Here is a 26,349-nt window from a genome sequence, read left to right as displayed (position 1 = left end):
TCTATCCTTGGTAACAACAGAAGATCGGGGGCTTGCGACCGCCTCAGACGGCGCGCCAGCCGATGTCGCGGCGGGCGAAGCCGTCCGGCCAGTCGATCGTGTCGACGGCCGCATAGGCGCGGCTCTGCGCCTCGGCGACGGTGGCGCCGAGCGCCGTGACGTTGAGCACGCGGCCGCCATTGGCGACCAGCCTGCCGTCGACCAGCGCGGTGCCAGCCTGGAATACCTGTGTCTCGGGCAGCGCGTTGGCCGCCTCGACGCCTGAAATCGGTGTGCCCTTGGCGTAGTCGCCGGGATAACCCTTGGCCGCCATGACGACGGTCAGCGCCGCTTCCGGCCGCCAGCGCGTGGTGACGCCGGCGAGCTTGCCCTCGCTGGCGGCGAGCAGCAGTTCGAGCAGGTCGCTCTCCAGCCGCATCATCAGCACCTGGCATTCCGGATCGCCGAAACGGACATTGTATTCGATCAGTTCCGGTCCCTTGGCGGTGATCATCAGGCCGGCGAACAGCACGCCCTTGAACGGGGCGCCACGCGCCGCCATCGCCTTCATCGTCGGGCGGATGATCTCGTTCATCGTCCGCTCGATCATCGCATCGGTCATCACCGGCGCGGGCGAATAGGCGCCCATGCCGCCGGTATTCGGGCCGGTATCGCCGTCGCCGACGCGCTTGTGGTCCTGGGCGGTGGCGAGCGGCACGGCGTCGACGCCGTCGCAAATGGCGAAGAAGCTCGCCTCCTCGCCGATCAGGCACTCTTCCACCACGACCTCGGCGCCGGCCGAGCCGAAGGCGCCGTCGAAGCAGGCGTCGATGGCGGCATGCGCCTCGTCCAGCGTCTCGGCCACGACGACGCCCTTGCCGGCGGCGATGCCGTCCGCTTTGACGACAATCGGCGCGCCCATCTTCGTCGCATAGTCGCGCGCAGAAGCGGCTTCCGTGAAGCGCTGATAGGCGGCCGTCGGGATGTTGGCTTCGGCGCAGAGATCCTTGGTGTAGCCCTTCGAGCCTTCGAGGCGCGATGCCTCCCGGCTCGGACCGAACACCTTGATCCCGGCGGCATCAAGCGCGTCGGCGAGGCCGGCGACCAGCGGCGCCTCCGGGCCGACGATGACGAAGTCGATCATGTTGTGGCGGCAGAAGTCGATCACGGCGTGATGGTCGAACGGATCGAGCCGGACCAGCTCGGCGAGCGCGCCGATACCCGGATTGCCGGGGGCGGCGAAGAGCTGGCCGAGGCGCGGCGACTTGCGCAAGGCCCAGGCCAGCGCATGCTCGCGGCCGCCCGATCCGATCAGGAGAATGTTGATGCGCGTCTCGGTCATGCCAGCTGCCCGTCTTTGAATCCCGTGCGCGGCGCTTAGCAAGCGGGGGGCCGCTTGTCGAATCCCTTAGCGGAACGGCGGCGGCTAATGGAGGTCCTTCGCCAGGAATACGGTGCCGGCGATCGGGGTCGCGTAATAGGGCGCGATCGTCCGGAATCCGGCGCTCCGGTACAGCGACAGCGCCGTGGTCATGCTGGGCAGCGTATCGAGCCGCATCTCGCGATAGCCGATGCGCTTCGCTTCGCCGATGACGGCGGCGACCAGGGCGCGGCCGAGACCCAGGCCGCGGCCATCGGGCGCGACATAGAGGCGCTTCATCTCGCAGAGGCCCAAACCGGGCAATGGCCGCAATCCGACACAGCCGAGCGGCACGTCCTCGGCATTGCGCGCCAGCAGCAATTCGCCATCGGGCGGCGCGTATTTTCCCGGCATGGCGGCGATCTCCGCCTCGAAATCCTGAAAGCAGAGATCGATGTCGAGCGAGGCCGCATAGGCGCGAACCATGGCGACGACGACGCGGAGATCGTCCTCCGTTCTGGCTGGGCGGATCGCAAAGGGCGCGGGCATGCAGAAGCCTAGCGCCGCCCTCGGGCCGAGACAATCAGCGGAGGCGGCTCCCCGAAGCGGCTTGCATCAAGTGGTCGCGTGGCGCGGCCCCCGAACCGGTGTATGAAAGGGCCTCCTACGAGCGAAGCGGAAGCGCCTGATGAGCCTGAGCCATGGAACCGTCTCCGATGCCGACCGCGGCAACTGGGTCGATCATTTCGCGCCGCAATGGCTCCGGCCCTATGCCCGCCTCGCCCGCTGGGACCGGCCGATCGGCTGGCGGCTGCTGCTGCTTCCCTGCTGGTGGGCGGCGGCGCTCGCCAGCAACGTCGCCGGATCGACGCTGCCCAATATCGGGCACCTGATCCTGTTCCTGATCGGTGCCGTCGCCATGCGCGGCGCCGGCTGCACCTATAACGACATCGTCGACCGTGAACTGGATGCCGGCGTGGCGCGCACGCGCTCGCGGCCGATCCCGAGCGGCCAGGTCAGCGTTCGCAACGCCAAGATCTTCCTGGTCCTGCAGGCGCTGGCCGGGCTCGCCGTGCTGCTTTGCTTCAACTGGTTCTCGGTGGCGCTCGGAGTCGCCTCGCTCGCGGTCGTCGCGGCGTATCCCTTCATGAAGCGGATCACCGACTGGCCGCAATTCGTGCTCGGCCTCGCCTTCTCCTGGGGCGCGCTGATCGGCTGGTCGGCCGTGTTCGGCAGCCTGTCGCTGGCGCCGCTGCTGCTTTATGCCGGCAGCGTGCTGTGGACGATCGGCTACGACACGATTTACGCGCTGCAGGATATCGAGGACGACAAGATCATGGGCGTGCGCTCGACGGCCCGCCTGTTCGGCGACCGCGCCCCCCAGATGGTCGGCCTGCTCTATGCCGGTTCGACGCTGTTCTGGGCCGGGGCGCTGGTCGCCGCCGGTGTGGGCTGGATTGCCTGGCTCGGGCTGGCGCTCCTCGCCGCGCATCTCGCCTGGCAGGTCGCGACCGTGCGCCTGGACGACGACGCCTTGGCGCTCCGCCTGTTCAAGTCCAATTGGCCGGCCGGCCTGGTTTTCTTCGCCGGTCTCGTCCTCGACGGGCTGGTCTAGCACTCAGAGCATTCTCGCGGCCAAGGCGGCAGTATCGCGGCAATGTCGCGTTCCGCAGACCCGCGTTCACAGACAAGTCATTTGATGATTGGCCCGTGCTGTAGCGCTATCGGAGCCGACATTGCGTTCAGCTGGAGATTTTCACCGCCACTTTGTTTGGGAGCGATAGCATATGTCGACAGAAGCACTTGCATCCGTCTCCGACGTCAATCCCGCGGCCATCGTCGATGCCATGCTGGGATTTCACAAGACAGCGGCGCTGAAGGCGGCGATCGAGTTCGACGTCTTCACCGCGATCAATTCAGGCGACGACACCGCCGAGCGGCTCGCGGCGCGCACCGGGGCCGCCGAACGCGGCATGCGCATCCTCTGCGACTATCTGACGACATCGGGATTTCTGGAAAAGGACGGCGTGCGCTACGCGCTGCCGCCGGCGAGCAAGATCTTCCTCGACCGCAATTCACCCGCCTATATGGGCAGCGTCTCGGATTTCCTGACCGCCCGCGAGAATCTCTCCTTGTTCCTCGATGACCCCGCTTCCTATGTCCGCAATGGCGGTTCGGTCGGCATGGCCAATATCGCGCCGGACAATGCGATCTGGATCAAGTTCGCCGAGGCCATGGTGCCCTTCGTCGGTGCCAGCGCCGCCGGTGTCGCCGCCGAGGTCGCCTCCTGGCCCCATCCGCCGCGCAAGATTCTCGATATCGCCGCCGGTCATGGCTATTTCGGCATTTCGGTCGCCAGGGCGCTGCCGCAGGCGCAGATCGTCGCCGTCGACTGGGCGTCCGTGCTGGCGCTCGCCACTGCCAATGCCGAGAAGGCCGGTGTCGCATCGCGCTACCGGACCGTCGCCGGCAGCGCTTTCGACATCGATTGGGGAAGCGGCTACGATCTGGTGATGCTGCCGAACTTCCTGCACCATTTCGATATGGTGACCTGCGCCGGCCTGTTGCGGAAGGTGCGGGCGAGCCTGGCGCCCGGCGGTCGCGTGATCGCGGTCGAGTTCGTGCCGAACGAGGACCGCGTCTCGCCGCCATTTCCGGCGAACTTCGCCATGGTTATGCTAGCGACAACGCCGAAGGGCGATGCCTACACCAAGAGCGACCTGACCGAGATGGCGCAGCGCGTCGGCTTCAGCGGCGTTTCTGTTCGCCCGCTACCGCCATCGCCGGCGAGCTTGGTTCTGTTCGAGGACTGAGATCCGTCGCCGTCAGTCGCGAGCGATGATCTCGCGGGCGTACAGCGTCTCGACTTCCTTGTAGAAGCCGGTCTTGCGGCGCTTCAGGAAGCGCGGGCGGCGGCCTTTCAGCGACGACGGGGCGCGGCGCGCCTTGGCCTCGCCGACGACCAGCGGACCGAGTTGCTCGAGCGGGGTGCGGACGGTGCCATCGCCATCGACGATCAGCAGCGGCAGGCCGAGCGCGCGGCCCCAGGCCTGCCAGTCGGCGGCGACATCCTCGCCGTCGCCGAGATCCTCGACGACGACCAGCGGCAGCGACATGGCAGGGTCGCGGTGCATCAGTTCGACGACCGTGCGGACCGCGCCGGTCTCGGCATCACCGATCATGCGCACGGCGACGCCGCGAAAGGCGCTGACGGGGGTCGAGAGGGTCGTCGGAATGCCGCCCAGGCGACGCTTGACGATGGCCAACTCGCGGTCGATGTAGACGGCCGGCGTGGTTGCCGAGGCCGGACCGGCGAGCGTGGCGGAGTAGCGGACCGGAAGCGCGAAGGGATCGAGTCGCAGGTCGTTGCCGCGTGCCTGAACCGTTGCGTTTGCCATTGCCTTGCACTCCATCGCTGCCTCGCTTCGGTCCGGTTAACAGGACCTTAAAGGGTCGGCCCGCTCGACCGGGCCCGCTCTCTGTTGAAGCGACAATGCCATGCGAACCGCCATCCAGAGCTTAAGGGACATGGTTAATGCCCGTCCGATGGTGGGCAGGGTTAGCGGCTGGTGATCGAAGACGGTTGACGCTTTCTTGCCAAAATAAGGCAGTGGCGGCGAAGCTGGCGGCAGCCGGCCATTTGCGTCGGATGCAGGAAGCGGAGGCTCCAGGTGCATCCGGCGAGGCATCCACAACGAGGCCGTGCAGGCGCGTCCGCCCGCCGGGCGGAGAGAGCCATCGGACGGCGGAGGGCGTCAACGTTCTGGTCTGCGGTCTGTCTCGCCGTCAAGATTTCGGGATGGGGCAGGGGGGACCCGCTCTGCCGCGCACAGTCGCCATCCGCGCGAAAGGCGGGGATCCATGCAGCCGCGCCATGGGACGTTTCATACGGTAGCTAGCCGGTTGTATGGATCCCATGACGGCGAGGGTGGTGGAAGGCCGGACCCCTCCTCGGAAAGACGGTCCGGGCGCGGGCGGCCGTCAAAGGCGCAGCATCTTGCCGGGGTTCAGGATGCCGTTCGGATCGAGGCCGAGCTTGATCGTCCGCATCATGTCGATGGCGACCGGGCCCTTCGCCGCGGGCAGCAGGTCGCGCTTCAGGCGGCCGATGCCGTGTTCGGCCGAGATCGAGCCGTGATAGCGGGCGACGATACCGTGCACGAGGGCGTTGACCTCGTCCCAGCGCGCCAGGAATGTTTCTTTGTCGGCATGGACCGGCTGGGTGATGTTGAAATGGATGTTGCCGTCGCCGAGATGGCCGAACGGCACCGGCCGGCAGCCGGGGACGAGCGCCTCGACGGCCGCCGTCGCCTCCTTCAGGAATGCCGGCACGCTGGCGACCGGCACCGAGACGTCGTGCTTGATCGAGCCGCCCTCTGGCTTCTGCGCTTCCGACATGCCGTGCCGCATGCGCCAGAACGTGTCCCGCTCGGCGAGCGACTGCGCGATCGAGGCGTCGACGAGGATCTCGCGCTCGAGGGCGGTGCCGAGGATGTCCTCGATCTCGCCGCGCGCCGCCTCGTCGGAATGGCCGGACGAGATCTCCATCAGCGCGTACCAGGGCGCGGGCGTCGCCACTGGCTCGCGCGAGCCGGGGATGTGACGCAGCACGAAATCGACGCCGATGCGCGGCATCAACTCGAAGCCGGTCAGATCATGCCCAGCGCGGTCGCGCGCCAGGTTGAACAGGGCGAGCGCCGCTTCGGGATTGGCGAGCGCCGCGAAGGCGACGGCTTGCCCCTTCGGCCGCGGGAAGAGCTTCAGCACGGCGGCGGTGATGATGCCGAGCGTGCCTTCGCCACCGATGAAGAGCTGCTTCAGATCATAGCCGGTATTGTCCTTGCGCAGCGCCCCGAGCCCCTCCCAGACGCGGCCATCGGCCAGCACGACTTCGAGCCCGAGCACGAGGTCGCGCATGTTGCCATAGGCAAGCACGGCGGTGCCGCCGGCATTGGTCGAGATGTTGCCGCCGATCCGGCAGGAGCCTTCCGAGCCGAGCGAGAGCGGGAACAGCCGGTCGGCCGCTTCCGCTGCCGCCTGGACGTCGGCGAGGATCGCGCCGGCCTCGACCGTCATCGAATAGCCCTCGGCATCGACGGCGCGGATCCTGGTCATGCGGTCGAGCGACAGCACGATCTCGCTGCCGCTCGAATCGGGAACCTGACCGCCGACGAGGCCGGTATTGCCGCTCTGCGGCACGATCGCGGTGCCGGTTTCGTTCGCGAGCGCGAGGATGGCCGACACCTCGGCGGTCGAACCGGGCCTGAGCACAAGCGGCGTCTCGCCCAGATATTTGTCGCGCCACTCCATCCGGTAGGGCTTGGTCGCCTCGGGATCGGTGAGGGCGGCTCCGGGGGCGACGAGGGCGGTGAAGCGGGCGATGAGCTCGGGCGTAGGGCGATTGGGCATGATGGCGGATTTGATCCTTGGCTGGCGCCGGGCAGGATACGCGCCTTCACGCCGCCACCGAAAGCCGGCAATTGCGGGTTGGAAATGCCGCCGGCCGGCTCTTCGGCAGGCCGGCGGCACGGGATGGTCCCCCTGTGAGCGTTGGAACGCTCGACCCTCCCTGATGGTGTCCTCCGCCGGACCGGGATCCGGCAGGGTGGATGGCGCGGCGCGCGCGCCATCCATGGTCAGCGGCGACTAGCGGCAGTCGTTCTGGCCGGGCCGGCAGTTGCGGTTGCGGTTCTGCTGCGGCCGGTTGCGGTTCTGGTTGTTCGACCGGGCGCGCTGCTGCTGCGGCCGGGCGTTTTGCTGCGGCCGGGCATTCTGGCGCCGCTGCTGCTGCGGGCGAGCATTCTGCGCCGGACGCTGCTGCGGCCGGGCGTTCTGCGGCCGCTGCTGCGGACGAGCATTCTGCGCCGGGCGCTGCTGCGGCCTGGCATTCTGCGGCCGCTGCTGCGGACGGGCATTCTGCGCCGGGCGCTGCTGCGGCCTGGCATTCTGCGGCCGTTGCTGCGGACGGGCATTCTGCGCCGGACGCTGCTGTGGGCGGGCATTGTCGGGACGCTGCGGCCGCGTTCCCTCCGGCCGATTCGGTCGATTGGGTCGGCTCTCCGCGCCGGGCCGCGTCTCGGGACGATTCGGACGCGTGTTCGCCGGCCGATCGGGCCGATTCGGACGCCCCGTCTCGGCGCCGGGCCGCTCCGGGCGGTTCGGCCGGTTCGGACGCGCGTTTTCCCCGGCGGGCCGCTCGGGCCGACCGTTCTCGGCGCCGGGCCGGTTCGGCCGGTTCGGACGGGCATTCTCCCCGCCGGGCCGCTCGGGACGATTCGGGCGACCGCTCTCAGTGCCGGGACGCTCAGGCCGGTTGGGGCGACCGCTCTCGGTGCCGGGCCGGTTCGGACGACCATTCTCGGTGCCGGGCCGATTCGGGCGGCCGTTCTCCGTGCCGGGCCGACCGGGCCGGTTGTTGTCGCCGGGACGGCTCGGGCGGTTGTTGTCGCCGGGGCGGCCGGGGCGATTGTTGTCACCCGGCCGTCCATTGTCCGGGCGACCCGGACGATTGGGCCGGTCCGGGCGATTCGGCCGGTCGGGATACCAGGCGCCCGGCGGGCGTGGACGATGCGGCGGGCCGGGACGCCAGCCGGGGCTGCCGTGCCAATGGTGATTGACCCAGACATTGTTCCAGCCGCGATTGTTCCAGCCCCAGCGGTTGTTCCAGCTCGAGCCGACCAGGACGGCGGTGCCGAAGAGCAGCGCGCCGGTGGCGGCGGTGGTGAAGACATCGGCGGAATTGTAGACCGGCACGTAGATCCGCTCCGGCTGGGCCGGGGCGATCGAGATGACGCGGGGCGCGCTGGGCGTCTCCTGCACGACGGTGACGACCTGCTGCGGCGTCGTCTTCAGATTGCCGACCTTCTCGGCCTGCGCGCGCAGCAGCTGGATGACGGTGGCGACGTCTTCCGGCTGGCGGTCGAAGGCGAAACCGAGCGACTCGGTCCATTCCTCGTGGTCGACCAGCATTTCGATGACTTCCGGGAAGCGCAGCAGCGCCACGACCGGGGCCTCGAGGCCGAGCTTCTCGGCATCCGCGTAATCCCCGGCCTCGGCGGCCTTCGGATTGTCATAAAGCCACTGCTCCGCCTTCAGGAGCTGGTCCGGCATGGTGCTGGCCGAAAGCACCAGCGCCAGAAGCGGATCGGGATAGAGCGCGATCGGGCCCAGCAGGAATTCAAGGTCGCTGACCGTGTAGAGGTCGTCGTCCGCAGCGACATTCGCCGCCGCGCTGGCCGCTTCGTTGTCGCCTGGAACATTTTGCGGCAGCGCCGGCTTCGGCGCCTCGGGGGTGGCGGGCGTCTCAGTCTGCGCCAGTTTCGCGGCCGGCTTCAACGTTTCGGCCAGGACAGGATAGACCGTGGTCGACCAGCCGAGCAGCGCCGCCGCGGCGACGCGGGAATAATTGCCGGTTCCGAACCAGACCTTGTCTTTTACTTTTGGCGCCACATCCGGGCCCTCCCTGTCGGTCGCATGGCCTGACAATTCGCATATTAGCCGATTTATCGGAAGCTTTCCGCTTCGTCAGGCTGGATAGATGGTTAAGTTTGGGATGCGGAGCCACGGCGTGGGATTCGCCGCCTAGAGCGACCGTCGCGCCGGTTCCTGAGCCGGCTGAGAGACGCCGTTGCGGCGTTCCGCAACAGACTTACACCGAGTGTGATGAGCGGCCGGCCGCTTCGTCTTGAAGCGTAAGGGGGGCTGTGCGATAGGAAGCGCGCCTCCGGACGCTACGAAGAGGGAAAAATAGGCATGATTGAAGCAGGCGGTTTGTTGAAGGGTAAGCGCGGGCTCGTGCTGGGTGTCGCGAACAACCGGTCGATCGCCTGGGGAATTGCCAAGGCAGCCCATGACCACGGCGCGGAACTGGCCTTTACTTATCAGGGCGATGCGCTGAAGAAGCGCGTGGAGCCTCTCGCGGAGGAACTCGGCGCCCTCGTTGTCGGCCATTGCGACGTCACCGACGCGGCCTCGATCGACGCGGTGTTCGCCGAGGTCGAGAAGCAGTGGGGCAAGCTCGACTTCCTCGTGCATGCCATCGGCTTCTCCGACAAGGACGAGCTGACCGGCCGCTATGTCGATACGACCGAGGGCAATTTCACCAAGACCATGCTGATTTCGGTCTATTCGCTGACGGCCGTGACGCAGCGCGCCGAGAAGCTGATGACCGATGGCGGCTCGATCCTGACGCTGACCTACTACGGCGCCGAGAAGGTGATGCCGAACTACAACGTCATGGGCATCGCCAAGGCGGCGCTCGAGTCGAGCGTCCAGTACCTCGCCGTCGATCTCGGCCCGAAGAACATCCGCGTCAACGCGATCTCGGCCGGTCCGATCAAGACGCTGGCCGCTTCCGGCATTGGCGACTTCCGCTACATCCTGAAGTGGAACGAGTACAACGCACCGCTGCGGCGGACCGTGACGACGGAAGAGGTCGGTGATTCCGGCGTCTATTTCCTGTCCGATCTCTCGCGCGCCGTCACCGGCGAGGTGCATCACGTCGATTCGGGCTATCATGTCGTCGGCATGAAGGCCGTCGACGCGCCGGACATCTCCGTCATCAAGGACTAGTTCCGGCTGGTGCTCCGCGAGCGGAGCGCCGCCTACGGCCCGTCGGGCGCCGGCAATCCCGGCGCCGCTTCCCTCGATCCGATGCCCTGGCCGGCGCCAATGCGGAGTTCGTCATGCCGATCCTCGTCTTCATCCGGCATGGGGAGACCGACTGGAACGCCGAGGGCCGCTTCCAGGGGCAGCGCGACATTCCCTTGAATGCGCGCGGTCGTCTGCAGGCTCAGCGCAATGGCCGCGTCCTGCTCGAACGCATGCCCGAAGCCGCCGGCTTCGATTTCGTCGCCAGCCCGCTCGAACGTACCCGCCAGACGATGGAAATCGCCCGCGGCGCCATGGGCCTCGACCCTTCCGCCTATCGTCTCGATCCGATCCTGAAGGAAATCACCTTCGGCAATTGGGAAGGGTTCACCGGGCCCGAACTCGAGATGCGCTGGCCCGAGCAGGTGGCGGCACGCGAGGGCGACAAATGGGGCTTCGTGCCGCCGTCCGGCGAGAGCTACGAGATGCTGTCGATCCGGATTGCGACCTGGCTGGCCGGCCTTGACCAGGATGCCGTCGTCGTTTCGCATGGCGGCGTCTGCCGCGTCCTGCGTGGAATGCTGCTGGGCCTGGACAAGAACGTCACGCCCAACCTCAACGTACCGCAGGACAAGGTCTTCGTCTGGGACGGCAAGGTCGCCAGCTGGCTCTGATCTCCGTCGGTTGCAAAGGCTGGCTGGCACGTCTGATCCGGCTCGACGCGCAAATTCTTCCCATGGATTGTCTTCGAGCCGGGGCAGCGATGTCGCTGCGCGTCGCTCGCCGAACTGCGTCATCGCCCGGATCGCCGGGGGAGGGCGGACCCGCGCCTTGGCGGGAGGCCCTTCGCCGTGGCGTACCGGGAGCGTCGCACAAACAAAACGACGCCCGGAGGGGTGCCGGACGTCGTTTCGGAGGTCAGTCAGTAGACAGAGATGAGATCGGTTGGGGCCGATCAGTCGTTGGCGGGGTTCGGATTGAACGCGCCGAGACCTTCGGTGCCCTGGTGGGAGACGCCCACCGTCTGGCCCGGAAGGATGCCGAGCAGCTGCTTGCCATTGGCGAAGCTGAACGTCTGGCCGTCCTGCAGGGTCAGCGTGCCGTTGGTGGCATTGACGCTGATGACGGTGCCTTCGGTCTGCTCGGCTGCGATGGCAGCGGCGCCGGAGGCGAGGAAGGCAACCGAGGCGGCGGCGAGGATAAGATTACGCATTTGTAGTCTCCTGGTCGAACCGGTGTTCGACGACATTGTGCCCGTTCGAAGGGGGCGTTCCCGCCCGGCGGGGGAGGCCGGGCGGGAAGAGCAGGCCTGTCCGGCTGGGGGAAGCCGGAGGTGGCCAACGGGCTGTTCAGTTGAGGTCAGTTCATTCAGATCGAGATGAGATCTGTTCGGCTCGATCAGTCGTTGGCGGGGTTCGGATTGAACGCGCCGAGACCTTCAGTGCCCTGGTGGGAGACGCCCACGGTCTGGCCCGGAAGAATGCCGAGAAGCTGCTTGCCATTGGCGAAGCTGAACGTCTGGCCGTCCTGCAGCGTGAGGGTGCCGCTCGCGGCGTTGACGCTGATCACGGTGCCTTCGGTCTGCTCGGCTGCGATGGCAGCGGCGCCGGAGGCGAGGAAGGCAACCGATGCGGCGGCGATGATAAGGTTACGCATTTGTAGTCTCCTGGTCGAACCGGTGTTCGACGACATTGTGCCCGTTCGAAGGGGGCGTTCCCCGCCCGGCGGGGGAGGCCGAGCGGGAAGAGCAGGCCTGTCCGGCTGGGGGAAGCCGGAGGTGGCCAACGGGCTGTTCAGTTGGGGTCAGTTCATTCAGATCGAGATGAGATCTGTTTCAGCTCGATCAGTCGTTGGCGGGGTTCGGATTGAACGCGCCGAGGCCTTCAGTGCCCTGGTGGGACACGCCCACCGTCTGGCCCGGAAGGATGCCAAGCAGCTGGGTGCCGTTGGCGAAGCTGAACGTCTGGCCACCCTGGAGGGTCAGCGTGCCGGTCGAGGCATTGACGCTGATCACGGTGCCTTCGGTCTGCTCGGCTGCGATGGCAGCGGCGCCGGAGGCGAGGAAGGCAACCGATGCGGCGGCGATGATAAGGTTACGCATTCTGTATTCTCCTGGTCGAATTTTGCTTCGACACGTTCTGCGGTGCGGCCCGAACCACGGGGTTGGTTCGATTTCTTTCCGCTTCCGATGAGCTGAAATTGGGCAGCGGCCGATCCGGTTACAAGGGACCTATTTTTCGTCTCCGGGGCCTCGACAAAACCAATAACCGATGCGCATCCACATTTATGGCCAAATTCGTCTAATTCTTTCCGCACAATCCGCCTGATAATAGAATCTTGTTCCAAAACAGAGGGTCATTGTTCACCAGATTTTATGTGACTGTTCAATAAACAGCATTGCTTATTATTTACATAGCTCACTTGTAGGCGGCTTGGCATGTGGCAGGGTTGGCCGCGTTGGAGCGAAGCCGGTATCCGATCGAGGAATCACGCCGCAAAAGTCAGGGAGCCGATCAAATCGGTGTGAACGACTATCGGCATGGCGACGGGGGAACGTGGCATTCGGACGATGCGGCGAGCGCCATGCCAGAAACGACAACGGCGCCCGGAGGGGTGCCGGGCGCCGTTTTCAGAGAGCAGGGTCGACGCGGAGATCAGGAAAGGCGTCGCTTCGCTCCCGACCCGGATCGAAGGCGGTGCCTTGTCCGAATTGAGTCTCATTTAAAGTCGTTGTCGCTGATTATAGCGAAGCTTACGATCAGTTCAAGTGATTGTGTGCGGTGCTCATCCTGCGGTCGCTGGGCCAGCGGTTTTGCACGCCGGCGCACGTCCGGCGTTTGACGGGACGCTGCGGTCTTTCTAGAACCGGGGGCAGTCTTCGGGAGCCCCATCGTCCATGTCGCACAATACCTTCGGCCACCTGTTCCGTGTCACGACCTGGGGCGAGAGTCACGGACCCGCCCTCGGCGCCGTCGTCGATGGCTGCCCGCCGCGCATTGCCCTATCCGAGGCCGAGATCCAGGCCTGGCTCGACAAGCGCAAGCCGGGCACCTCGCGTTTCACCACCCAGCGTCGCGAGCCCGACGAGGTGCGCATCCTCTCCGGCGTGATGCCGCAGGAAGACGGAACTCTGCTCACCACCGGCACGCCGATCGCGCTCGAGATCCAGAATGTCGACCAGCGCTCCAAGGACTATGGAGACATCAAGGACCGTTACCGGCCCGGCCATGCCGATTTCACCTATGACGTGAAATACGGCATCCGCGATTATCGCGGCGGTGGGCGTTCTTCGGCCCGCGAGACGGCGGCGCGCGTCGCCGCCGGCGCCATTGCCCGCAAGATCGTCCCGGGCATGAGCGTGCGCGGCGCGCTGGTGCAGATCGGCCCGCACAAGATCGACCGTTCGCGCTGGAACTGGAACGAGGTCGACCAGAACCCGTTCTTCTGCCCCGATGCCGAAACGGCCAAGGTCTGGGAGGCCTATCTGGACGGCATCCGCAAGGCGGGCTCGTCTGTTGGCGCCGTCATCGAGATCGTCGCCGAAGGCGTGCCGGCCGGCCTCGGCGCGCCGGTCTATGCCAAGCTCGACCAGGATATCGCCAGCCATCTGATGTCGATCAACGCCGTCAAGGGCGTCGAGATCGGCGAAGGCTTCGACGCCGCCGCGCTGACCGGCGAGGAGAATGCCGACGAGATGCGGATCGGCAATGACGGCAAGCCGCTGTTCCTCTCCAATCATGCCGGCGGCATCCTCGGCGGCATCTCGACCGGCCAGCCGATCGTCGCGCGATTCGCTGTCAAGCCGACGTCGTCGATCCTGACGACGCGTCGCTCGATCACCGCCAAGGGTGAGGAAGTCGACGTGATGACCAAGGGCCGGCACGATCCCTGCGTCGGCATCCGCGCCGTGCCGATCGGCGAGGCGATGGTCGCCTGCGCCGTCGCCGACCACTATCTGCGCCATCGCGGCCAGAACGGCTGAGCCGGCAAAACTCTACTCCAGCAGGACTGGGGCCCTTCACCGTTTCCTGGAAGCGGTGAAAGGCCGTTGAGATATGCGCGCTTCGCGGTCGGCTGACCGGCGCGCGGAAGATCGGGCTCCGGGGGGAGTTGAGAGTGTTGCCACGCCATCGGCGAACGCCGATCCGCGATATCGTTCGCATTCTGAAGCGCTACCGGCGTGCCCATGGCCGTTATCCCAGCCTCTTCCGGCCGCAGCGCTTCTCGGAAAAGATCCAGTGGCGCAAGCTGTTCGATCCGAGCCCGCTCTATTCGGTGTTCTGCGACAAGCTCGCCTGCCGCGACTTTATCGAGGCGCGGCTCGGGCCGGGACATTTGCCGCCTCTCCTTTGGTCGGGCGACGATCCGGCGGCGCTGCCGTTGGAACGGCTCCCAGTGCCCTTCGTCGTCAAATGCGCGCATGGCAGCGGCATGAACGTCTTCGTCGACGATCCAACGCGGGCGGATTTCGTTGGCATCCGCGCCAGGCTGGCTGCCTGGCAGGCGCAGAATTTCGGCCGCGCCCTGCAGGAGCCGGGCTATGTGCCGGTGCCGCCGCGCCTGCTCGTCGAGGCCATGCTGACTGAGGACGACGGCGCGCTGCCCGCCGAGTACAAGCTCTTCCTGTTCGACGGCCGGGTCGAGCTGATCATGGTGCGGATCAATGACGGTCCCGACAGCCATCGCAACCTGTTTCTGCGGCCGGATGGATCGCGCGCCGACGTCCGATTCGATGCTCCGCTCCATGGGGGGGCGCTGCCCGAGGCCGATCTCGCGGCGATGTTCGCGATGGCTGAGCGGCTCGGGGTGGGGCTGGATCACGTCCGGGTCGATTTTCTCGTCTCGCGCGGCAGGATCCTGGTCGGCGAACTCACCGTCTATTCCTTCAGCGGCCTGACGCCCTGTGAACCGGCGAGCTTCGATCTCGAGCTCGGTCGCGCCTGGACGATCCAAGCGCCACTGCGGCGGGCGCTCGCCGCCATGCTGGGCCTGGCGCGCCCCGACGAGGACGGACATTCAAGTCGGGACGGGCAGCAGCGTGCCGATCTCGCGGCCCAAGCCGGTGAGTAGGCACGCCTGCCGCAGCATTGCCGCGATGCCGGAGCAGCCTGCTTTCCTTCAGACGTGAAAATGGGAGGCTTGTGATGAGCGTGGCACGGATCGGTGAATTTCGCGCGGCCGACGGCCAGGGTGACGCGCTGGCGGCGTTCCTCGCCTCGATCCGGACGATCATCCTCGATGCCGAGGGCGCCATCTCCTGCGAGGTGCTGCGCGACCAGGCGGATCCGAACCGCTTCCTGGTGATCGAGCGCTGGCAGACGGCGGAGGCGCACCAGGCCTCGGTGAAGAACATCCCGCCGGACCTGTTCAAACAGGCGATGGCGCTTTTCGCCGCCACGCCGAAGGGCAGCTATTTCGACAGCGTCGCCTGAGCCAGATTGGTTGACGGACCGTTCACTGTCCGGCGATCTGATAAGCACTATATATAATGTCAATTGCTTATTGGATCCGTACAGGACGTTTCGTTTTGCTCAAGCTTCAAACCATCGTCGCGTCGACCCGCCCGGGTCGCGCCGGCCTTTCCATCGGCGCCTGGTTCCACGACATCGCCACGGCGCGCAAGGAATACCAGGCCGGACTGATCGATCTGAAGGCCGTCAACCTGCCGATGTTCGACGAGCCGCATCATCCCCGGATGCGCCAGTATGTGCACCAGCACACCAAGGACTGGAGCGCGACGATCGACGCGGCTGACGCCTTCGTCTTCGTGATGCCGGAGTATAATCACGGCTTCACCGCGCCGTTGAAGAACGCGCTCGACTATCTCTCGCATGAATGGGCTGACAAGCCGGTCGGCTTCGTCAGCTATGGCGGCGTCTCCGGCGGCACGCGCGCCGTTCAGCTGCTGAATCCGGTCACCGGGGCGCTTGGCCTGGTTCCCGCCGGCGAGGTCAACATCCCGTTCTTCGCGCAGTACCGCCAGGACGAGGCGTTCCAGCCGCCTGCGAGCTTCACCGATTCGGCCAATCTGATGCTGGACCGCATCGCCAAGCTCGGTGCGACCCTGAAGGCCGGTCGCCGGGAGCTGGTGGCGGCCTGAGAGGTCGTCCAGCCGGACAGGATGAAATCTGGCGGCCTCGGGCCGCCATTTTTCTGTCTGCAGGTTGCCTAGCGTTTTAGAGCGAGTGGATGCTGGGGGCTGGGCCGTTCGGCGTTCCCTCAGGCGGTGAACGGCTCTAGCCCCGCTCGATCCGGCACTGGAAACAGTTGTTGGTCGAGGAGCGGAGATGGACGAAGGCGATGTCGTCGCGTGCCAGCAATTCGCCTGCCTCGTCGCCGATCGCCGCGCGCGGCACCACCTTGCCGCTGCCATAGACGATACGCTCGTCGGTCGAATAGCCGCGGATGATATAGGCGGCGGATGTCAGCATCGGCGGCGAGGCATCGCTCGGCTCGCACCGGACGCAGGCGTTGGCGCACAGGAAGATCGGTCCCAGCTCGGCATACGGGTTGACCGTCTCGAACGGCCGATGCGCCAGGATCAGATAGGCCGCGCCGGCCGGCACGGTGCGAAGGCAATGCCGGCAGGGCACGCCCTGGCCGTCCGAGATCCGGCGCTCCGCCGTCTGGCCGTTGGCGTCCGCCCCGCCGCCGCGATAGTGCGCGGCGACACGGCTCGGAATGGCGACATAGCGAATGGCGGGCATCGAAGCCTCCTCGTCAAAATGGAGGCTTCGATGGAACGACAGGCTGCTCGCTGCCGCTATCCGGATCTTGCGATTGAATCGCCGGCGGGGATTGCCAGGCCGATCAGCTTAGGCGGACCCGTCTTGCCGTGCTCGCGCCCTTGCGTGCGAGCTCGAAGGTGGCGACCACCTCGATATGGCCGGACCACAGGAACTGGTCGACTGGCGTCACGCGGGTCAGCTTGTAGCCGCCGTCGATCAGGATGCGGGCGTCGCGCGCCAGCGTCGCCGGATTGCAGGAGACGCCGACGACCTTCGGCACGACGGATTTCGCCAGCGTCTCGGCCTGCGCCTTGGCGCCAGCGCGCGGCGGATCGAACACGACGGCCTTGAACTCCTTGAGCTCGACCGCCGCCATCGGATTGAGGAACAGGTCGCGCCGGCGGGTGGTGACCGCCCGGATGCCCTTGGAGAAGCGCATCGAGCGATCGAGCGCCTCCAGAAGCTTGGTCTCGCCCTCGACGGCGAGCACCGGGAAGCGCCGCGCCAGCTTCAACGTGAAGGTGCCGATGCCGGAGAAGAGATCGAGGACGGGCCCGCTCGATTTGCCGATGGCGCTATCGACGAGATCGGCCATGGCGAGTTCGGAGGAGGCGGTCGCCTGCAGGAAGCCCCCGGGGCTCGGATAGAGCACGATCGGATCGTTGCGGATCTCCGGGACGCGGCTCATGACGATTTCGGCGCCGTCCACCGTCAGCCGGCAGATCGCGCCGTCGACGGCGGCGCGTCCAAGCGCCTCATAATCGGCGCGGCCCGGCTTGCGGGCGCCCTCGAGCGAAACGTCGAGGCCGGTATCGGTCGAAACCACGGTCATGCGGGCGCGCTTGCCCTGGTCGACCAGCCGGTTGGCCAGCGCCGCGAGCTTGTCGCGCCGCGTCTCGATCTCGGGCACCAGCAGCGGGCATTCCTCGATCGCCAGCACGTCGTGGCTGTCGCGCTTGTTGAAGCCGAGCACGAGGCCCTTGTCCTCGCGCGCCAGCGTGAACACGGCGCGGCGGCGCGAATGCGGCCCGACCGGTACGACCGGATCGACCTCGGTCTCGATGCCGCGCTGGGCGAAGGCGTGGACGACGAGATCGCGCTTCCAGGCCTGGTATTTCTCCGGCGCCCAATGCTGAAGAGCGCAGCCGCCGCAGACGGTGAAATGCTTGCAGGCGGGCTCGATGCGGTCGGGGCTTGGTCGGACGATCGAGACAAGATGACCGCGCTCGCCCTCGATTTCAGCCGTGACGACCTCGCCGGGAAGTGTGAACGGCACGAAGACTTTGGTGCCGGAAGCGGTTTCGGCAATGCCGTCGCCTTCATGGCCGAGGGCGGTGATGGTGAGCGTCTCAGCCATTGTCTTTCCTTACGCCGAGCAGGAATTCGTGATTGCCGTCGCCACCGGCGATCGGGGAGGGGATGAGGCCGTCGACGACCCATCCCGGCTCCGCGGCAATCCAGTCGACGATGCGCTGGACGGCGGCCTCGCCTTCGCTGGCGTCGCGAACGAGGCCATTCTTGGCGATGCCGTCCTTGCCGACCTCGAACTGCGGCTTGACCAGAAGAACGCCCCAGCTGCCCGGCTCCGCCAATTCAAGCGCGGGCGGCAGGGCCAGCCGGAGCGAGATGAACGACACGTCGCAGACGATGGCGTCGAAGGGTTCGCCGATGTCTTCGGCGGTCAAATCGCGGACATTCAGGCCCTCGCGCATGGTGACGCGCGAACGGCCGGCGACGCGCGGATGCAGCTGGCCGTGCCCGACATCGAGTGCATGGACATGACGAACATTGCGTTCGAGCAGAACTTCGGTGAAGCCTCCGGTCGAGGCGCCAAGGTCGATCGCCGTGCGGCCGGTGGCGTCGTAGCCGAAATGGTCGAGCCCGGCGACGAGCTTGAGCGCGGCGCGCGAGACGTAGCGCTGCGCCGGGTCGTCAATCTCAAGCGTAGCGTTCGGGCGGATGGTCGCGGCCGGCTTGGTGATCAGGACGCCGTCGACGCGGACATGCCCGCGCAGGACGGCGTCGCGCGCCTTGGCACGCGAGGCGACCAGCCCGCGCGCGAGCAGGACCATATCCAGGCGATGTGTGGTGTCGTTCATGGCGCGAGTGATGGCGTGCGCGGCGGCCGAGCGCAAGGGGGCCATGGGGCCGCAGGGGCACTTCCTGTCCCGGATCGGCGTGTTGGCAGCCTATCGATGCGCTCCGATCAGCAAGAACATCGGCCGGTCGCGTTCCGGCGCCCAGTCGGGATGGGCGGCGATTTCGGCGTCGGTCGGCGACCATTCCTCGACATGGTCGAGGGTGAAGCCGGCGCGGATCAGGAGGGTCAGCAGCGTGCCCATGGTGCGGTGCTGCTTGACGACGCCCTTCGCCAGCCAGTCGGTCGTGCGCTCGCCCTCTTCGCTGTAGCGGTCGAGCGGCCAGATCCTGCGGCCCTCGGCGTCGGTGGCCCAGTCGGGCCTTGTCGGCGCCATGTAGATCGGGTGCTCGATCGACAGCACGAAGCGGCTGCCGGGCAGCAGCGCGCGATGCAGCGTCGAAAGCAGGTCGGCGAGATCGGCGATGTAGTGCAGCGTGAGCGAGCTGTAGGCGAAATCGAACGCGGCCGGCGGCAGGTCGAGATGTTCGAGATCGGTGCGCTCGTAGCGGATGCCGGCGTCCGACGTCATCGAGCGGGCGCGCGCCAGCATCTGCTCGGAGACGTCGAGGCCGAGTACCTCCGCTGCGCCCTGTTCGCGCGCGTAACGGCAGAACCAGCCATAGCCGCAGCCGAGATCGACGACGCGCAGGCCCTTCAGCTCCGGCAACATGGCGCGCAGCGATGGCCATTCGGCGGCGCCGGCAAGGCCCTCGACCGAGCGGCCGAGCTGGCTGTAGCCCTCGAAGAAGGCCGGGTTGTCGTAGATATTCTGCGTCATCGCTGTCTCCATCCCGTCGTCGGCGGCGGGAGGAGCCTTATCACAAATGGGATCGAGACGGGATCAGCCGGCCGCCAACCGCCGCACCTCGACAGTGACGTGCGACAGCCCCTGCAGGCCGGCGAGCGTCGCCTTGTAGGCCTCGGGCGTCTGCGGCGCCGTGGCCACCAGGCTGATCACGGCAGCGTTGTGGCCGGGGCCAACGCGCCAGAGGTGCAGGTCGGTGACCCGGGCGCCCGCCCGCTCGATCCGCTCGCGCATGGTCCTGGCCAGGTCCGCGTCCGGCACGGCGTCGACCAGCACCCGGCCGCTGTCCCGCATCAGGCGCACCGACCAGCTGGCGATCATCACGGCGCCGAGGATGCCGATCGCCGGATCGAGCCAGACCCAATCGAGGAAGCGGCCGGCGAGCAGCGCGCCGATCGCCAGAACCGAGGTCACTGCGTCGGCCAGAACATGCAGGTAGGCGGCGCGCAGATTGTGGTCGCGCGCATGCCCATGATCATGGCCGTGATCATGGTGGTCATGGCCCGCGTGCGGATGGTCATGGTGGTGGCCGTGCGCATGGCCGGGGGTGCCCTCGTGCAGCAGCAGCGCGCTGACGAGATTGACGGCGAGGCCGATCACGGCGACGACGATGGCCGGGTCGAAATCGATCGGCACCGGTCGCGCCAGCCGCCAGGCCGCATCGACGGCGATCAGGATGGCGACGACGCCGAGAATGATGGCGCTGGCGAAAGCGGCGAGATCGCCGACCTTGCCGGTGCCGAAGGTGAAGGCCGGGTCGCGGGCATGGCGGCTTGCATAGCCATAGGCGAGCGCCGCGACGAGCAGGGCGCCGGCATGGGTCGACATGTGGAAGCCGTCGGCGAGCAGCGCCATCGAGCCATAGGCATAGCCGGCGACGATCTCGGCGACCATGGTCAGCGCCGTGATGCCGACGACGATCATCGTCCGGCGCTGGTTGCGATGATGCGAGGCGCCGAGAAAGATGTGCTCGTGGCCGCCGAGGGTTTCGGTCGCGTTCATCGGAAAAACTCCTTCCGGCAAATATCCGGGCGCGCGGCTCAGAGGTATTTGCTGACTTCCTTGATCTCGTTGACGAGCGCGCGGGCCTCGTCGGCCGGCAGCGTGCCGGCAGCCGCGCCGAGATGCTCGTCGATGTGATGGTGGATCAGCGTCCGCTTGGTGCTTTCGATCGCCTTGATCACCGCCTGCATCTGCTGGGCGATGGCCAGGCAGTCGCGGCCGTCCTCGACCATGGTGATGACGCTGGCGAGATGGCCGGAAGCACGGCGCAGGCGTTGCAGGATCTCGGGGTTCTGGGCGTGGCTCATGTTGGTATCCTATCCCCCTGGAGGGGATGTGGGAAGCGGGAGATTGGGAGCGGTTCGCGGGGCTGTTTAGGGGCTGTGTAGGAAAAGGGTTCGGGGCGGGGAAGGGCGCTGGCGGGGGAATCCCAGTCGCAGCGGCAGGGATGCCAATGGGAATGGCATCCAAGCCACCGTATCACCTCCGTCATTCCCGCGAGGGCGGGATCCATGCATCCGTGATCCCGGGAGGTTGGCTCGGTTGGCAACCCGACTGGATGGATCCGGGGGCTCCGCCCGGGATGACGGCGAGCGTGTCGCGCAGGCTGGCGCTTCATCCGGACGGGACGTAGCAGCGGCGAACTGTGCAGGCGTCGCGCCTTTCGACCGAGGCGGGGCGCCGAATTCGCCGCGATCCCGGAGGTTGGCGTGCGGCGGACTACACAATCCGGCTGGCTGGATCTCGGTCCGGAGGTCGGGATGACGACGAGTGGGGGTAGGCGTCGGGCTCCGACGACAAAGGCGCCCCTTCACCTCTCCCTGAGGGAGAGGTCGACGCACGAAGTGCCGCGGGTGTGGGTTTCCGGCCTCGGAAGTCTGCCCCTCGGTGGAAGGCTTCGCCCTCTCCCGACCCTCGATCGTCATCCTGGCGAAGGCCGGGATCCATCCATCTGCGAGCAAGGGAGGTTGGCGGGTGGCGGCTCACCGTGCAGCGGCTCACATAAATGGCGACCCTGCTGGGGCGCGCGCTGCTAAACCCTGACGGTCCGGTTCGCACATTCGCCCGGGCGGCCCCGGACGAATCCATCCGTCGATCACGGATCAGCTGGCGACGAGGCGCTTCAGCTTCTCCATGATCGTCACGTCCTTCTCGTGATAGTCGGCGGTGCCGACGAAGTTTGCGTTGGAATCGAGCAGGTACACGGCGGCGCTGTGGTCCATCGTGTAGTCCTCGCCCTCACCGACCTTCTTCGAATAGACCTTGAAAGCCTTCAGCATGCCGTCGATCTGCTCGCGGCTGCCGGTCAAGCCGACGATGCGGGAATCGAAGGCATGCAGGTAGTTCGCCATCTGCTCCGGCGTGTCGCGCTCGGGATCGACGGTGACGAAATAGACCTTGAGCTTGTCGCCGTCCGGGCCGAGCTGCTTCAGCCATTGCGTCGCCTGGTAGAGCGTTGTCGGGCAGACGTCGGGACAGAAGGTGAAGCCGAAGAACATCGCCGACGGGTGGCCCTGCAGCGCCGCCTCGGTGACGGGCTGTCCCTTCTGGTCGACGACGGAGAACGGCCCGCCGATCGAGCTTATCTGGGCGATCGGGTTGGTGCTCTTCGGGAACAGCGTATAGGCGCCGATGGCGACGACGACGATCGCGACCAGCGCCCAGAGCACGTAGCGGACGGTGCGCAGCGTCTTGTGGGGATTGTTCCCCTTTTCCGTGTCGGTCATTCGGACGATCCATGCTGGCCCGCGCCATGCGCGGAATGATCCATCTCGGGCTTGCCGGCCGGTCCCGGCGCGCCGATCGGCGAGACGGTGAGGGCCACGTCGACGGCGCCGGCCTTGGCGAAGGTCAGCGTCAGCGGCACGCTCTCGCCCTGCTTGAAGGGCGCCTTGGGCCGGATGAACATGACGTGATAGCCACCGGGCTCGAGCGTCAGGACGCCGCCGGCGGGGATTTCCACGCCGCCCTCGACCGGCCGCATGGTCATGACTCCGTCCTCGGTCTTCATCATGTGAAGCTCCGTCTTCTCGGACGCCGGCGAGGCCACCGACACCAGTGTGTCGGGCCCGGACCCGGTGTTGCGGATCGTCAGATAGCCGCCGCCGACGCGCGCGCCGGGCGGTGTGGCGCGCGACCAGGGCTCGCTGATGACCAGCGAGCCGGCGGTGACGTCTGCAAGCACCGGCGCGGCCAGCGATGCGGCGAGGAGAAGCGAAAGGGCGATGCGTTTGATCATGCCGCAGAGATAACCCTGCCGTGGAAGCTTGGAAAGCGTGTCCGAATGCCGCGAGGACGGCGAAGGCGGCTGCCGGAGGCGGCTAGGCCTCAGTGGAGGCCGTAAACGTGTCGCCGAACGTGGCGCGCATGGCGGCGAGCCCGTCGGCGGGAAAGGCGATCACCCGGCCGGGGCCGCGCCGGGCCCAGCCGCGTTCGAGCACGCGGTCGAGCAGCGCGGCCCCAAGAGCGCCGCCGAGATGGCTGCGCCTTTCGCTCCAGTCGAGGCAGGTCTTGCAGACGGGACGTCGGGCCTGTTCCAGCCGATCCATGTCGATGCCGAAATCGACGAAGAAAGCGCGGCCGCTGGGGGCGACGTGGAGATCGTCGTCGCCGGCGATCCATCCCGCGCGCTTCGTCGCGGCGAGCAGGGCTACGCCACGCTCGCCGGCGAGGTGGTCGTAGCAGATGCGGGCGGTGCGGAGTTCCGCGTCGCGAGGGCCAGTTCGGACCCGCTTGGCGCCGGTGCGTTCGGCGAGCCCCATCAGCGCTTCCAGAACGCGCGCCACCTCGGGATCGGAGAGGCGGAAATAGCGGTGGCGGCCCTGGCGCTCGGCGGTGAGGAGGTTGGCGGCGTCGAGGCGGGCGAGATGGCTGCTCGCCGTCTGGATGGTGACACCGGCAGCTTGCGCCAGCTCGCTCACCGTCAGGGCGCGGCCGTCCATCAGGGCCGTCAGCATGTTGGCGCGGGCGGGGTCGCCGATCAGGGCGGCGACGGAGGCGATGACGGGACCTTCCTTCATAGTTCGATGCTAGTCGAACTATCCGTGTCGATCAATGCGCTAGGGTGGCCGCGTTTTCGACAAGGAGCCGACCATGATCACCTGTTTCATCCGCTACGAGATCGATCCGTTCAAGACGGAGGCCTTCGACGCCTATGCACGCAACTGGGGTCAGGCCATACCGCGCTGCGGCGCCGATCTGATCGGCTACTACGCGCCGCAGGAGGGTTCGAGCACCACTGCCTATGGCGTCTACAACATCGAGAGCCTCGCCGCCTACGAGGCCTATCGCGCCCGCCTGCGCGACGATCCGCTCGGGCGGGAGAATTATGAATTCGCCCGCAAGGAGCAGTTCATCCGGCGCGAGGACAGGCTGTTCCTGCGGCTCGCCTCGACGCCGCATGCGGCGCTGGTGAAGCCTTGATCGCCGTCATCTTCGAGGTCTGGCCGGCGAAGGGCGAGGCGCAGCACTATCTCGATCTCGCCGCGGCGCTGAAGGCCGATCTGGAGCAGTTGGACGGCTTCGTCTCCGTCGAGCGCTTCGAGAGCCTGGCGGAGCCGGGCAAGCTGCTGTCCCTGTCGTTCTGGCGGGATGAGGCGGCGGTCGCGGCCTGGCGCAATCGTCCGGCCCATCGCGCGACACAGGCCAAGGGCCGTGCCAGCGTTTTTCGCGATTATCGCCTGCGCGTCGCCAACGTGCTGCGCGACTATGGACTGGAGAACCGTACCGAAGCGCCCGACGACAGCCGGCGGGCGCATGCGGATCGGGACGCCGGGATCTAGGCCCGACGGAAGGCGGCGGCTTCGTCGCCGCGGCCCAGCGCTTCGAACACGGTGGCGACGATGCCGCGCGAGTCGAGACCGCTGGCGGCGATCATCGCCTCCGGCTTGTCGTGGTCGACGAATTCGTCGCGCATCACCAGCGTGCGGATCTTCAGGCCGCGATCGAAGGCGCCGGCGCCGGCCAGGAAGGCCAGCACCTGGGTGCCGAAGCCGCCGACGGCGCCTTCCTCGACCGTGATCACGACTTCGTGATTGCGGGCGAGATCGAGCACCAGGTCGGTATCGAGCGGCTTGGCGAAGCGGGCGTCGGCGACGGTCGCCGACAGGCCGTAGGTGTCGAGCTCCTCTGCCGCCTTCAGCGCGTCCTTGAGCCGTGTGCCAAAGGAGAGGATCGCGACCTTGGTGCCCTCGCGCAGGATCCGGCCCTTGCCGATCGGCAGGAGCTCGCCGCGCGCCGGCATGTCGATGCCGACACCCTCGCCGCGCGGATAGCGGAACGAGGAGGGGGCATCGTCGATGGCGACCGAGGTCGCGATCATGTGCACCAGCTCGGCCTCGTCGGACGGCGCCATGACGATCATGCCGGGCAGAGCGGCCAGGAAGCCGGTGTCGAACGAGCCGGCATGGGTGGCGCCGTCGGCGCCAACGAAGCCGGCGCGGTCGATGGCGAAGCGCACCGGCAGCTTCTGGATCGCCACGTCATGCACGATCTGGTCGTAGCCGCGCTGCAGGAAGGTCGAGTAGATCGCGCAGAACGGCTTGTAGCCTTCCGAGGCCAGGCCGGCGGCGAAGGTGACGGCGTGCTGCTCGGCGATACCGACGTCGAAGGTGCGCTGCGGGAAGGCCTGGCCGAACAGGTCCAGCCCGGTGCCGGAGGGCATCGCTGCCGTCACGGCGACGATCTTGTCGTCGGCCTCGGCCTCTTTGATCAGCGCTTCCGCGAAGACGCGGGTATAGCTCGGCGCGTTCGGCGTCGCCTTGGCCTGCTTGCCGGTGATGACGTCGAAGCGGTTGACCGCGTGGTACTTGTCGGCGGCCGCCTCGGACGGGGCGTATCCCTTGCCCTTCTGCGTGACGACATGCAGCAGGATCGGCCCTTCCGGCGCGTCGCGCAGATTGCGCAGGATCGGCAGCAGATGGTCGAGATTGTGGCCGTCGATCGGCCCGACATAGTAGAAGCCGAGCTCTTCGAACAGCGTGCCGCCGGTGAAGAAGCCGCGCGCATACTCCTCGGTCTGCTTCGCCTTCTCGTGCAGGAAGCGCGGCAGCTTGCGGGCCAGCTGCTTCGCCACTTCGCGGAAGGAGCGATAGGCGCGGCCGGAAACCAGCCTCGCCAGATAGGCGGACATCGCCCCGACCGGCGGCGCGATCGACATGTCGTTGTCGTTCAGGATGACGATCAGGCGCGAACGCTGCGCGCCGGCATTGTTCATCGCCTCATAGGCCATGCCGGCCGACATCGCGCCGTCGCCGATCACGCAGACGACGGCGTTGTCGCCGTCCGAAAGGTCGCGCGCCACCGCCATGCCGAGGCCGGCGGAGATCGACGTCGAGGAATGCGCCGCGCCGAACGGGTCGTATTCGCTTTCCGAGCGCTTGGTGAAGCCCGACAGGCCGCCGGCCTGGCGCAGCGTGCGGATGCGGTCGCGTCGCCCGGTCAGGATCTTGTGCGGGTAGGCCTGGTGGCCGACGTCCCAGATGATCCGGTCGGCCGGCGTGTTGAACACGTAGTGCAGCGCCACCGTCAGCTCGACGACGCCGAGGCCGGCGCCGAGATGGCCGCCGGTGATCGAGACGGCGTCGATGGTCTCGGCGCGCAGTTCCGCCGCCAGCTGCGCAAGCGAGCTCTCCGGCAGCTTGCGAAGGTCCGCGGGCGTGGCGACAGTGTCGAGAAGGGGCGTTTCGGGCTTGCCGGTCATCTATCAAGCGAAGCTGTTATATGAACGGGCACGGTTACACGACGC

At 67.1% G+C, this 26,349-nt stretch carries 28 protein-coding genes; 10 read left to right on the top strand and 18 right to left on the bottom strand.

What is annotated here, in order from left to right:
- Window positions 1-43 precede the first annotated feature (43 nt).
- Entirely contained in the window at window positions 44-1,306 is a 1,263-nt protein-coding gene (gene purD / locus G342_RS0108185; RefSeq protein WP_026304247.1) for a phosphoribosylamine--glycine ligase, read from the bottom strand.
- Window positions 1,307-1,405: 99 nt separating this feature from the next.
- On the bottom strand, window positions 1,406-1,888 hold the full coding sequence (locus G342_RS0108180; protein ID WP_018182639.1) for a GNAT family N-acetyltransferase: 483 nt from the start codon (window positions 1,886-1,888) through the stop codon (window positions 1,406-1,408).
- A gap of 139 nt (window positions 1,889-2,027) precedes the next feature.
- Between G342_RS0108180 and ubiA the strand changes: the two genes are divergently transcribed.
- Window positions 2,028-2,954: a 4-hydroxybenzoate octaprenyltransferase gene (gene ubiA, locus G342_RS0108175; protein WP_018182638.1), complete on the top strand. Its 927-nt coding sequence runs from the start codon at window positions 2,028-2,030 to the stop codon at window positions 2,952-2,954.
- Between the two features lie 172 nt (window positions 2,955-3,126).
- On the top strand, window positions 3,127-4,152 hold the full coding sequence (locus G342_RS0108170) for a class I SAM-dependent methyltransferase (protein WP_018182637.1): 1,026 nt from the start codon (window positions 3,127-3,129) through the stop codon (window positions 4,150-4,152).
- 12 nt (window positions 4,153-4,164) lie between these two features.
- Here the strand turns inward: G342_RS0108170 and G342_RS0108165 are convergent, their stop codons facing one another.
- The 3 genes from G342_RS0108165 to G342_RS0108155 all read right to left on the bottom strand — a co-directional run bounded on the left by G342_RS0108165 (window position 4,165) and on the right by G342_RS0108155 (window position 8,788).
- On the bottom strand, window positions 4,165-4,737 hold the full coding sequence (locus tag G342_RS0108165) for a DUF6101 family protein (protein ID WP_018182636.1): 573 nt from the start codon (window positions 4,735-4,737) through the stop codon (window positions 4,165-4,167).
- Between the two features lie 583 nt (window positions 4,738-5,320).
- On the bottom strand, window positions 5,321-6,748 hold the full coding sequence (locus G342_RS0108160) for an FAD-binding oxidoreductase (RefSeq protein WP_018182635.1): 1,428 nt from the start codon (window positions 6,746-6,748) through the stop codon (window positions 5,321-5,323).
- A 237-nt stretch (window positions 6,749-6,985) separates the two neighbouring features.
- Window positions 6,986-8,788 (bottom strand): DUF3300 domain-containing protein, encoded by a 1,803-nt coding sequence (locus G342_RS0108155; protein WP_018182634.1) that lies wholly within the window; start codon window positions 8,786-8,788, stop codon window positions 6,986-6,988.
- 303 nt (window positions 8,789-9,091) lie between these two features.
- On the opposite strand from G342_RS0108155, the gene fabI reads away from it, so the two are divergent.
- A complete protein-coding gene (gene fabI / locus G342_RS0108150) occupies window positions 9,092-9,910 on the top strand; it encodes an enoyl-ACP reductase FabI (RefSeq protein WP_018182633.1) in 819 nt (272 codons plus the stop codon).
- A gap of 113 nt (window positions 9,911-10,023) precedes the next feature.
- Window positions 10,024-10,602 (top strand): histidine phosphatase family protein, encoded by a 579-nt coding sequence (locus G342_RS0108145; protein WP_018182632.1) that lies wholly within the window; start codon window positions 10,024-10,026, stop codon window positions 10,600-10,602.
- A 281-nt stretch (window positions 10,603-10,883) separates the two neighbouring features.
- Here G342_RS0108145 and G342_RS0108140 read toward each other — a convergent pair whose 3' ends face one another.
- The 3 genes from G342_RS0108140 to G342_RS0108130 all read right to left on the bottom strand — a co-directional run bounded on the left by G342_RS0108140 (window position 10,884) and on the right by G342_RS0108130 (window position 12,029).
- Window positions 10,884-11,141, bottom strand: a complete 258-nt coding sequence (locus tag G342_RS0108140; protein ID WP_018182631.1) for a DUF1344 domain-containing protein — start codon at window positions 11,139-11,141, stop codon at window positions 10,884-10,886.
- 185 nt (window positions 11,142-11,326) lie between these two features.
- Window positions 11,327-11,584 carry a DUF1344 domain-containing protein gene (locus G342_RS0108135; protein ID WP_018182630.1) on the bottom strand — a complete coding sequence of 86 codons (258 nt, stop codon included), beginning with the start codon at window positions 11,582-11,584 and terminating at the stop codon, window positions 11,327-11,329.
- Window positions 11,585-11,771: 187 nt separating this feature from the next.
- Complete coding sequence (locus G342_RS0108130; RefSeq protein ID WP_018182629.1) at window positions 11,772-12,029, bottom strand: DUF1344 domain-containing protein; 258 nt, start codon at window positions 12,027-12,029, stop codon at window positions 11,772-11,774.
- A 795-nt stretch (window positions 12,030-12,824) separates the two neighbouring features.
- Here G342_RS0108130 and aroC point away from each other — a divergent pair.
- From aroC to G342_RS0108110, 4 genes are all read left to right on the top strand, one after another.
- Window positions 12,825-13,910 carry a chorismate synthase gene (gene aroC, locus G342_RS0108125; RefSeq protein ID WP_018182628.1) on the top strand — a complete coding sequence of 362 codons (1,086 nt, stop codon included), beginning with the start codon at window positions 12,825-12,827 and terminating at the stop codon, window positions 13,908-13,910.
- Window positions 13,911-14,044: 134 nt separating this feature from the next.
- Window positions 14,045-14,998 (top strand): ATP-grasp fold amidoligase family protein, encoded by a 954-nt coding sequence (locus G342_RS0108120; RefSeq protein ID WP_198010757.1) that lies wholly within the window; start codon window positions 14,045-14,047, stop codon window positions 14,996-14,998.
- A 74-nt stretch (window positions 14,999-15,072) separates the two neighbouring features.
- Window positions 15,073-15,360, top strand: coding sequence for a putative quinol monooxygenase (locus tag G342_RS0108115; protein ID WP_018182626.1), 288 nt, complete (start codon window positions 15,073-15,075; stop codon window positions 15,358-15,360).
- A gap of 95 nt (window positions 15,361-15,455) precedes the next feature.
- On the top strand, window positions 15,456-16,028 hold the full coding sequence (locus tag G342_RS0108110) for an NADPH-dependent FMN reductase (RefSeq protein ID WP_018182625.1): 573 nt from the start codon (window positions 15,456-15,458) through the stop codon (window positions 16,026-16,028).
- 136 nt (window positions 16,029-16,164) lie between these two features.
- Here the strand turns inward: G342_RS0108110 and G342_RS0108105 are convergent, their stop codons facing one another.
- The 9 genes from G342_RS0108105 to G342_RS0108065 form a co-directional block, all read right to left on the bottom strand.
- Window positions 16,165-16,635: a DUF1203 domain-containing protein gene (locus tag G342_RS0108105; RefSeq protein ID WP_018182624.1), complete on the bottom strand. Its 471-nt coding sequence runs from the start codon at window positions 16,633-16,635 to the stop codon at window positions 16,165-16,167.
- A gap of 103 nt (window positions 16,636-16,738) precedes the next feature.
- A complete protein-coding gene (locus tag G342_RS23600; protein ID WP_018182623.1) occupies window positions 16,739-18,013 on the bottom strand; it encodes a class I SAM-dependent RNA methyltransferase in 1,275 nt (424 codons plus the stop codon).
- Complete coding sequence (locus G342_RS0108095) at window positions 18,006-18,755, bottom strand: TlyA family RNA methyltransferase (RefSeq protein WP_040878544.1); 750 nt, start codon at window positions 18,753-18,755, stop codon at window positions 18,006-18,008. The genes G342_RS23600 and G342_RS0108095 overlap by 8 nt, the downstream gene beginning before the upstream one ends.
- Before the next feature lie 90 nt (window positions 18,756-18,845).
- Window positions 18,846-19,574, bottom strand: coding sequence for a class I SAM-dependent methyltransferase (locus G342_RS0108090; RefSeq protein WP_018182621.1), 729 nt, complete (start codon window positions 19,572-19,574; stop codon window positions 18,846-18,848).
- Between the two features lie 63 nt (window positions 19,575-19,637).
- Complete coding sequence (gene dmeF, locus G342_RS0108085) at window positions 19,638-20,603, bottom strand: CDF family Co(II)/Ni(II) efflux transporter DmeF (RefSeq protein WP_018182620.1); 966 nt, start codon at window positions 20,601-20,603, stop codon at window positions 19,638-19,640.
- 38 nt (window positions 20,604-20,641) lie between these two features.
- The gene (locus G342_RS0108080; protein WP_018182619.1) at window positions 20,642-20,911 is read right to left on the bottom strand and encodes a metal-sensing transcriptional repressor; all 270 of its coding nucleotides are present in this window, start codon (window positions 20,909-20,911) and stop codon (window positions 20,642-20,644) included.
- Window positions 20,912-21,706: 795 nt separating this feature from the next.
- Window positions 21,707-22,330 carry an SCO family protein gene (locus tag G342_RS0108075; protein WP_018182618.1) on the bottom strand — a complete coding sequence of 208 codons (624 nt, stop codon included), beginning with the start codon at window positions 22,328-22,330 and terminating at the stop codon, window positions 21,707-21,709.
- Complete coding sequence (locus tag G342_RS23595) at window positions 22,327-22,842, bottom strand: copper chaperone PCu(A)C (protein ID WP_018182617.1); 516 nt, start codon at window positions 22,840-22,842, stop codon at window positions 22,327-22,329. Before G342_RS23595 ends, G342_RS0108075 begins: the two co-directional genes overlap by 4 nt.
- 82 nt (window positions 22,843-22,924) lie before the next feature.
- Complete coding sequence (locus G342_RS0108065; protein ID WP_018182616.1) at window positions 22,925-23,623, bottom strand: ArsR/SmtB family transcription factor; 699 nt, start codon at window positions 23,621-23,623, stop codon at window positions 22,925-22,927.
- A gap of 73 nt (window positions 23,624-23,696) precedes the next feature.
- On the opposite strand from G342_RS0108065, the gene G342_RS0108060 reads away from it, so the two are divergent.
- Both G342_RS0108060 and G342_RS0108055 read left to right on the top strand, forming a co-directional pair.
- Entirely contained in the window at window positions 23,697-24,026 is a 330-nt protein-coding gene (locus G342_RS0108060; protein WP_018182615.1) for an NIPSNAP family protein, read from the top strand.
- Window positions 24,023-24,385 carry an antibiotic biosynthesis monooxygenase family protein gene (locus G342_RS0108055; protein WP_018182614.1) on the top strand — a complete coding sequence of 121 codons (363 nt, stop codon included), beginning with the start codon at window positions 24,023-24,025 and terminating at the stop codon, window positions 24,383-24,385. Before G342_RS0108060 ends, G342_RS0108055 begins: the two co-directional genes overlap by 4 nt.
- Here G342_RS0108055 and dxs read toward each other — a convergent pair.
- Window positions 24,382-26,304: a 1-deoxy-D-xylulose-5-phosphate synthase gene (dxs, locus tag G342_RS0108050; RefSeq protein WP_018182613.1), complete on the bottom strand. Its 1,923-nt coding sequence runs from the start codon at window positions 26,302-26,304 to the stop codon at window positions 24,382-24,384. The genes G342_RS0108055 and dxs overlap by 4 nt on opposite strands.
- Between the last annotated feature and the right edge of the window lie 45 nt (window positions 26,305-26,349).

Origin of the sequence: Kaistia granuli DSM 23481 (genome assembly GCF_000380505.1) — a bacterium.
GTDB classification, from domain to species: Bacteria; Pseudomonadota; Alphaproteobacteria; order Rhizobiales; family Kaistiaceae; genus Kaistia; species Kaistia granuli.
Note: the sequence above shows the minus strand (reverse complement) of the source record. Positions and strands in the feature narration are given on the sequence as shown.